Origin of the sequence: Mesorhizobium sp. M1E.F.Ca.ET.063.01.1.1 (assembly GCF_003998155.1) — a bacterium.
Lineage (GTDB): Bacteria > Pseudomonadota > Alphaproteobacteria > Rhizobiales > Rhizobiaceae > Mesorhizobium.
Genome location: NZ_RZSC01000431.1, coordinates 1 through 5,080 on the forward strand (window position 1 = coordinate 1; position 5,080 = coordinate 5,080).

At 58.1% G+C, this 5,080-nt stretch carries 10 protein-coding genes; 3 read left to right on the forward strand and 7 right to left on the reverse strand.

Annotation, left to right across the window (positions count from 1 at the left end):
- Positions 1–121 precede the first annotated feature (121 nt).
- On the reverse strand, positions 122–397 hold the full coding sequence (locus tag EOA29_RS24585) for a hypothetical protein (RefSeq protein ID WP_126095075.1): 276 nt from the start codon (positions 395–397) through the stop codon (positions 122–124).
- Between the two features lie 745 nt (positions 398–1,142).
- Between EOA29_RS24585 and EOA29_RS24590 the strand changes: the two genes are divergently transcribed.
- Both EOA29_RS24590 and EOA29_RS24595 read left to right on the forward strand, forming a co-directional pair.
- Positions 1,143–1,352 (forward strand): cold-shock protein, encoded by a 210-nt coding sequence (locus EOA29_RS24590; protein WP_127221732.1) that lies wholly within the window; start codon positions 1,143–1,145, stop codon positions 1,350–1,352.
- A gap of 108 nt (positions 1,353–1,460) precedes the next feature.
- On the forward strand, positions 1,461–1,658 hold the full coding sequence (locus EOA29_RS24595) for a hypothetical protein (RefSeq protein WP_126095073.1): 198 nt from the start codon (positions 1,461–1,463) through the stop codon (positions 1,656–1,658).
- 41 nt (positions 1,659–1,699) lie between these two features.
- Here the strand turns inward: EOA29_RS24595 and EOA29_RS24600 are convergent, their stop codons facing one another.
- Positions 1,700–1,882: a hypothetical protein gene (locus EOA29_RS24600; protein WP_127221730.1), complete on the reverse strand. Its 183-nt coding sequence runs from the start codon at positions 1,880–1,882 to the stop codon at positions 1,700–1,702.
- A gap of 135 nt (positions 1,883–2,017) precedes the next feature.
- On the opposite strand from EOA29_RS24600, the gene EOA29_RS24605 reads away from it, so the two are divergent.
- Positions 2,018–2,329, forward strand: a complete 312-nt coding sequence (locus EOA29_RS24605; protein WP_126095071.1) for a hypothetical protein — start codon at positions 2,018–2,020, stop codon at positions 2,327–2,329.
- 299 nt (positions 2,330–2,628) lie between these two features.
- Here the strand turns inward: EOA29_RS24605 and rpsU are convergent, their stop codons facing one another.
- The 5 genes from rpsU to EOA29_RS24630 all read right to left on the reverse strand — a co-directional run bounded on the left by rpsU (position 2,629) and on the right by EOA29_RS24630 (position 4,854).
- Positions 2,629–2,931 (reverse strand): 30S ribosomal protein S21, encoded by a 303-nt coding sequence (rpsU, locus tag EOA29_RS24610; protein ID WP_126095070.1) that lies wholly within the window; start codon positions 2,929–2,931, stop codon positions 2,629–2,631.
- 123 nt (positions 2,932–3,054) lie between these two features.
- Positions 3,055–3,234, reverse strand: coding sequence for a hypothetical protein (locus EOA29_RS24615; protein WP_126095069.1), 180 nt, complete (start codon positions 3,232–3,234; stop codon positions 3,055–3,057).
- Positions 3,235–4,053: 819 nt separating this feature from the next.
- Positions 4,054–4,272, reverse strand: coding sequence for a hypothetical protein (locus EOA29_RS24620; RefSeq protein WP_126095068.1), 219 nt, complete (start codon positions 4,270–4,272; stop codon positions 4,054–4,056).
- A 127-nt stretch (positions 4,273–4,399) separates the two neighbouring features.
- Complete coding sequence (locus EOA29_RS24625; protein WP_126095067.1) at positions 4,400–4,582, reverse strand: hypothetical protein; 183 nt, start codon at positions 4,580–4,582, stop codon at positions 4,400–4,402.
- Positions 4,583–4,686: 104 nt separating this feature from the next.
- Positions 4,687–4,854, reverse strand: a complete 168-nt coding sequence (locus EOA29_RS24630; RefSeq protein WP_348628916.1) for a hypothetical protein — start codon at positions 4,852–4,854, stop codon at positions 4,687–4,689.
- Positions 4,855–5,080: the final 226 nt, after the last annotated feature.

Here is a 5,080-nt window from a genome sequence, read left to right on the forward strand (position 1 = left end):
CACGTTGAGCTTGGGAAAATGCAGGCACCTGGCCGCCCACCAGACCTTGTCGATGTCGGCCTCGCCGTTGCCTTCCTTCCATGGCGTCCAGCCGCGGCTAGGTCGTTCGGTAAGCTCATCGTCACGCATCGGGTCTCCTCCGCTTGTCTGGCGTCACCGCATGATTCGTGAATTGTAGGTTTCGATCGTCGCGGCCGGCGTTTCGGCACTCGTGGCAGTAGATGATTTCGATCAGATCCCAGTGCAAGCACCCATGGTCCGGCCCGAGCCGCTTCACCAGCTCGGCGACGTCTAAATGAGCTTTTCGCTTGCAGGTCAAGCAGTCGACCGAGAGACCTGTGCCAGCCTCTAGCTTCTTGCCAAGCGTGTTTTCTACGAAGGGGAATTTCATTGTCATTGGCGATCTCCGAAAATGAGGTCGCCGCACCAGTGAGGATTATATTCCTGATCGCCTGGCATTTGCCAAGGGCAGGCCGCCGTCTCAATGGAATAAGGGGCTATATGCTTCGTTTATTCGGACCAATGCGCTTGGAAGTCTGAACCTCGGTCGATTTGCGGGCCTGCTGGCAAATCAGACAGTCTCCCGATCGCGCCGGCTGATAAACCCCAAGCCCCCGCCCATCAGTCGGCGCATAGCCCGGCTTGCGAACCTCAATCATAACCCCAAAAGCAAGCCGGGCTCATCTAGCGCCGAGGCCGAACTTAGAAGCGCCGGCCGCCGCGCCGTAGGGCAAGATGCGCTGTTTTGGATAACCAGCGCGCGCTGGCCTGGTCTTGTACTGGCCTGGGTTTGCCAATGTCCCGTTTCGGCACCAAAATGCTGGCACCCGCCTTGCAACTGAAGAGATTGCCGGTGCTAATCCTCCCACCGGGTCCTGATCGGGGGATCAGGAAATAAGCTCTCGCCGGGCTTGAGGTGCTTGGGGTTCCTCGCCCGGCGAGTCTTTCTTTCAGCGCAGCACCAGCGCGCCGACGACCTTGCCGCAGGAAAAAAAGGCGCTATGTTTCGAGCGTCGATCTTGTTGAACGAACGTTGTTTTCGCGCATTGGCGCCCTGACGATTTTCTCTCAATTTCGAAAAACTGGGACGTTTGGTCAGGCGGCCAAACGCGATGATTTGCATCGATTTGAAAGGAAATCGTATGGCTACTGGGACAGTGAAGTTCTTCAACACCACCAAAGGCTTCGGCTTCATCGAAGTGGGCAATGGGCAGCCGGACGTGTTTGTCCATATTTCTGCTGTGGAGCGCGCCGGAATGCGGTCCCTCGTCGAGGGCCAGAAGGTGAGCTTCGACATCGTCAAAGATGCACGCAAAGGCAAGAGTTCTGCGGAGAACATCCAGGCAGCTTGACGCTGTGCGTCCCATGGCCATTGACCACGGATGTATTGGCAGCGGCCATTGAGGCGAACAGTGGAAGGTCGGGCATGTCCCGGCCTTTTTTCGTTGTAAGGAGTTATTATGCCCCCCTCGATTCCGAATGGCGTTTTTAAGCCCAAAGCTTCTCCCGGCGAGGTGAAGCAGGACGCCACAACCAGGGCAGCCAAGGTGATCATTGAGAAGGAGGCCGCAGCGAGGGAGGCGAAAACCGAACGTTTGCGACGTGCGCGGCTTGCTAAAGAAACAGCCGAGCCGAAGACCCCGCCGAAGAAGCGCTAATCGGCGCTTTAGCGCTCCCACCTATGGAAGCCGAGTCGGCGTTAGTGGGGGCGTTTCCTCTGACGGTCCATGTCATTCAGGAAATCGGCCAAGTCGAGCGCCAGCCAGAAAGGCATGCTTTCGAGCAGGAGGCCGCAGATCTCGTAGGGAAGCCCGGTCATAACGTCGATCACCGAAAAGGTGCCGTCCGGGTCGCTTTCGATATCGTAACGCCCTGCCACCATCGGGCGAACATATACGGCAAATGAGGACTGTGGATAGTGACTGGGAATTCACTGTGGCTCAATCCGGGGCAAGACGTGATTTGCCTTGTGAGCGTGGCAGACCTAGCGTGCCCGTTTTAAGGGGGGCCGCTACACATGAAACCAGCAGCATCCAAGCCGGGGCCTTGTCGGCATTTTCTGGTAGTACCGCCGCATGGTGCCAAGTTCGACAACCTAGTGATGCTGATGAGGATCGAGGCCGGCCTGAACGCCGAGTTCGCTGGCTTTACGTTTGTCGTCACCACCGACGGACAGCGCTATGACGACTTCTTTCTGGTGCCAATACTCGGCACTGTGAACGACCCGGCCGCACCCCCTTTGCAGGTCAAGCCGGATGTCCAACTCTGCATGAACATCGCGAGCTTCCTTTCTCGCTACGTCAACGAGGAACGGCCCAGGCTGAACTGACAAAAAAGCCCGCCGACCGGAGCCAGACTTATATGCCGGCCAGCGACTACGAAGACGACGAGATCGGGATCATCTGTCCCGCCTGCGACTATGAGATCAGGAAAAGCATCGGCTGGATTCGCAGGCACGTACAGCTCGAATGTCCCGGTTGCGGGCAGGTGATCGACATCGAGAGCAGGAATTTCCGAATGCCCGGCCGGACACGCCCCCCCGCGATCCATGACGCTGATACAGCGGGGCGAGAGAAGCGCCCTCCGCAGTCGGCAAACAAGTGCGGAGAACCGGTGGCATCCCGCCGCTCACGCGGACGACGGCCTAAAGCTGCCTCCACTTTCGACAGTTCGTTGCGCCCCCGGCGCGGGCCGGCGCGGTAGCGGACCTTTTCCTTTTGGCTGAGGCAGCAGGCCTTCTCTCTGTGCGCGCTTCCTGGCCAGCTTATGTGCTCGTCTGATGGCTTCGGCTCGTTGCCTAGTCTTTCTCTCGGAGGGCTTCTCATAGGCCCGGCGAGCCTTCATCTCACGAAAGATGCCTTCACGCTGCATTTTCCTCTTCAAGACCCGAAGGGCCTGTTCGATATTGTTGTCGCGTACGAGTACCTGCATTGCATCTCCCTTGCTGTCCCGTCGCTTTGCACGGGCGTCGCGGTCTGCCAACCTGGCGAACCGTGAAACGCGCACCATAGTCCTTCTCACAGGAAAGACGACCTCCACCGGGGCCTGTGCATGCTACTTCTTCTTCCTCAGAAGACGCGCCTCGCGAAGAAGCGAGCTCGCATCTAAGCCGATCATACCGACAAGTTCACGAGCCTGGGCCTCGGTAATGCCCGTTTCCTTCATAAGGAACTGCACCCGAAATTCCTTCGCTGCCTGCAATTGCAGTTCGCGCTCTCGCTTGGTCTCGGCCATGGGATGGGCCTTCGCACGAGTCAGTTCTTGTCAGATGCCCTGACCGAGGGTTCTTGCCTGATTTGACCCGCTTTAGAATCTGGTGGGATTGTTCGATCAGGCGACGGCTTTCATCGATGAGGTGCTGTGTCTCATCAGAGCGTAACTCGGCGCGACGTCGAGCGCGGCGAATGCTTCGCAGATAGCTGTCACGGCTGTTGTCGTGGGCTGACATGCCCCCCAACGCCCGAATGCGCCGAATGGTTCAAAAGCTTGACCTGCAATGCGAGTGCGCAACTCTTTAACACTCTTGCTGCAATGCTCTTGCTGCGCTTTTGGAGGATGCGCTCATCCTCATCAGGCAGCTGGCACACGGCACGTGGACTAAAGGTTGGCAAAGCAAGGAATGCAAACCCGAGATGCCTTGAAGGACTCAACTATGTCCTGACCAAGGTGGTTGCGACAGGGCCAACGTCAACAGCCCGATGGCCACCTGGCGGAGCAGTTCCTATTGCTTCAAGCCACGCCTCGGCGGGCGTGGGATCCGAAAGCAGGGCCAAGGCTTCGGTCGGCGTTAGTCTTGGAAGCCGCTGCTGCCGACAAAAAAGCGACAGGCGGCGTTCTGGACGGCCACCGTCTTGCCGATGATGCTAATGATGTTGGTTCCTCCACTATCGGAGCCCACGCCGTCGACACTTGACGCCGGTTCCCGACGAAGCGCCCGGGCGCAAATCGGTCGCTGGATGAACGGTCGGCTTTCTAGCCCAGAGCAACCTGCCAGGTCTTGCATCGTGTCGGGACCAGATCATTGGCACAGTGACTCGTCGCTGCTAAAGACCCCTATTGCTCCGCTCCAAGACGAAGCCGGACCGAAGCCTCTAGGTCTTTGGCAAAACCAAGCGCCAACTGAAGAACCGTCGTTTCATTCGAAGCGACAGATCCTTGGCCCTCGATGGCGATCGGCAGTTCAATTTTGCCAGCGGGTGAGGTCACGCGAACATTAAATAGAAGCTGGCCACCGGGCCGCTCCTCAACTGTTATCAATTCGACAGTTGCCATTGTCACTTTCCCACTCGTCAGCCGATCCCCTGAACCCCAACCTTGCCTCGCTGGGAAATGCAGTTTTCGGCTCTAATCACGATGGCGGTTGTTGCGGTAGACACCTTTTGGCCAACGAAGGCCTGGTTCAAATCAGGCGGTTACGTTCCGCGAGTTCGCGTGCCCGCCTTAGAGTGCCGTCGGTGTCGGCGATCCTGCGCCTTGCTGCCTCGTCCGTTCTGATCGTCAGCCGCGCCGACATAATCTTGGATGATTTGGCGACGGCCACGATCATGATGGGCGGGGCATCTGGTGTTTTCATGGTTCTCATGGGTATTATCCTTTCAAGCGAAATGACTGCAGGAGGCAGTCGACATTCGGCGATTGCTCCATGACCGGGCCAGGAGCGCTGAACCGCAATATCGGCCTTGCCAATCAGGATTCCCGGCCGGCCTCTTCCCGCCGCTTGGCGTCCTGAATGTTCAGTTCGCCAACAATCTTTTCCGCCCGGCGCGTCTTGATCCCGACCATCATCTTCTTCTCGAACTTGGCAGGTTGGCCGGCGAAGATGTCGAAAACGGTCCAGCTATTCGGCTCGTCCATCCGCAGCGCGTAGCGGTTTGCCATGCTCGCATCTTTCTCGTTTTCGCCTCTCGACGAATGCCGACCGGGTTCAGGCTTTTATGCTGACGAAAACCGGGGCCAGCAGAGCGACGATCCAGAGCGCGACATATATCTTCAAGGCGAGTTGACCGTATGAAGAGAACGCCGCCCCCATGCGCGTCGCCACGTTCTCAATCCCATTCGCGCTAGCCCGCCCCGCCGTGAC

Bases quoted from the DNA above. Each gene is read 5' to 3' on its own strand.
- EOA29_RS24585 (WP_126095075.1), bottom strand. From the start codon at position 397: ATGACAATGAAATTCCCCTTCGTAGAAAACACGCTTGGCAAGAAGCTA.
- EOA29_RS24590 (WP_127221732.1), top strand. From the start codon at position 1,143: ATGGCTACTGGGACAGTGAAGTTCTTCAACACCACCAAAGGCTTCGGC.
- EOA29_RS24595 (WP_126095073.1), top strand. From the start codon at position 1,461: ATGCCCCCCTCGATTCCGAATGGCGTTTTTAAGCCCAAAGCTTCTCCC.
- EOA29_RS24600 (WP_127221730.1), bottom strand. From the start codon at position 1,882: ATGGTGGCAGGGCGTTACGATATCGAAAGCGACCCGGACGGCACCTTT.
- EOA29_RS24605 (WP_126095071.1), top strand. From the start codon at position 2,018: ATGAAACCAGCAGCATCCAAGCCGGGGCCTTGTCGGCATTTTCTGGTA.
- rpsU (WP_126095070.1), bottom strand. From the start codon at position 2,931: ATGCAGGTACTCGTACGCGACAACAATATCGAACAGGCCCTTCGGGTC.
- EOA29_RS24615 (WP_126095069.1), bottom strand. From the start codon at position 3,234: ATGGCCGAGACCAAGCGAGAGCGCGAACTGCAATTGCAGGCAGCGAAG.
- EOA29_RS24620 (WP_126095068.1), bottom strand. From the start codon at position 4,272: ATGGCAACTGTCGAATTGATAACAGTTGAGGAGCGGCCCGGTGGCCAG.
- EOA29_RS24625 (WP_126095067.1), bottom strand. From the start codon at position 4,582: ATGAGAACCATGAAAACACCAGATGCCCCGCCCATCATGATCGTGGCC.
- EOA29_RS24630 (WP_348628916.1), bottom strand. From the start codon at position 4,854: ATGGACGAGCCGAATAGCTGGACCGTTTTCGACATCTTCGCCGGCCAA.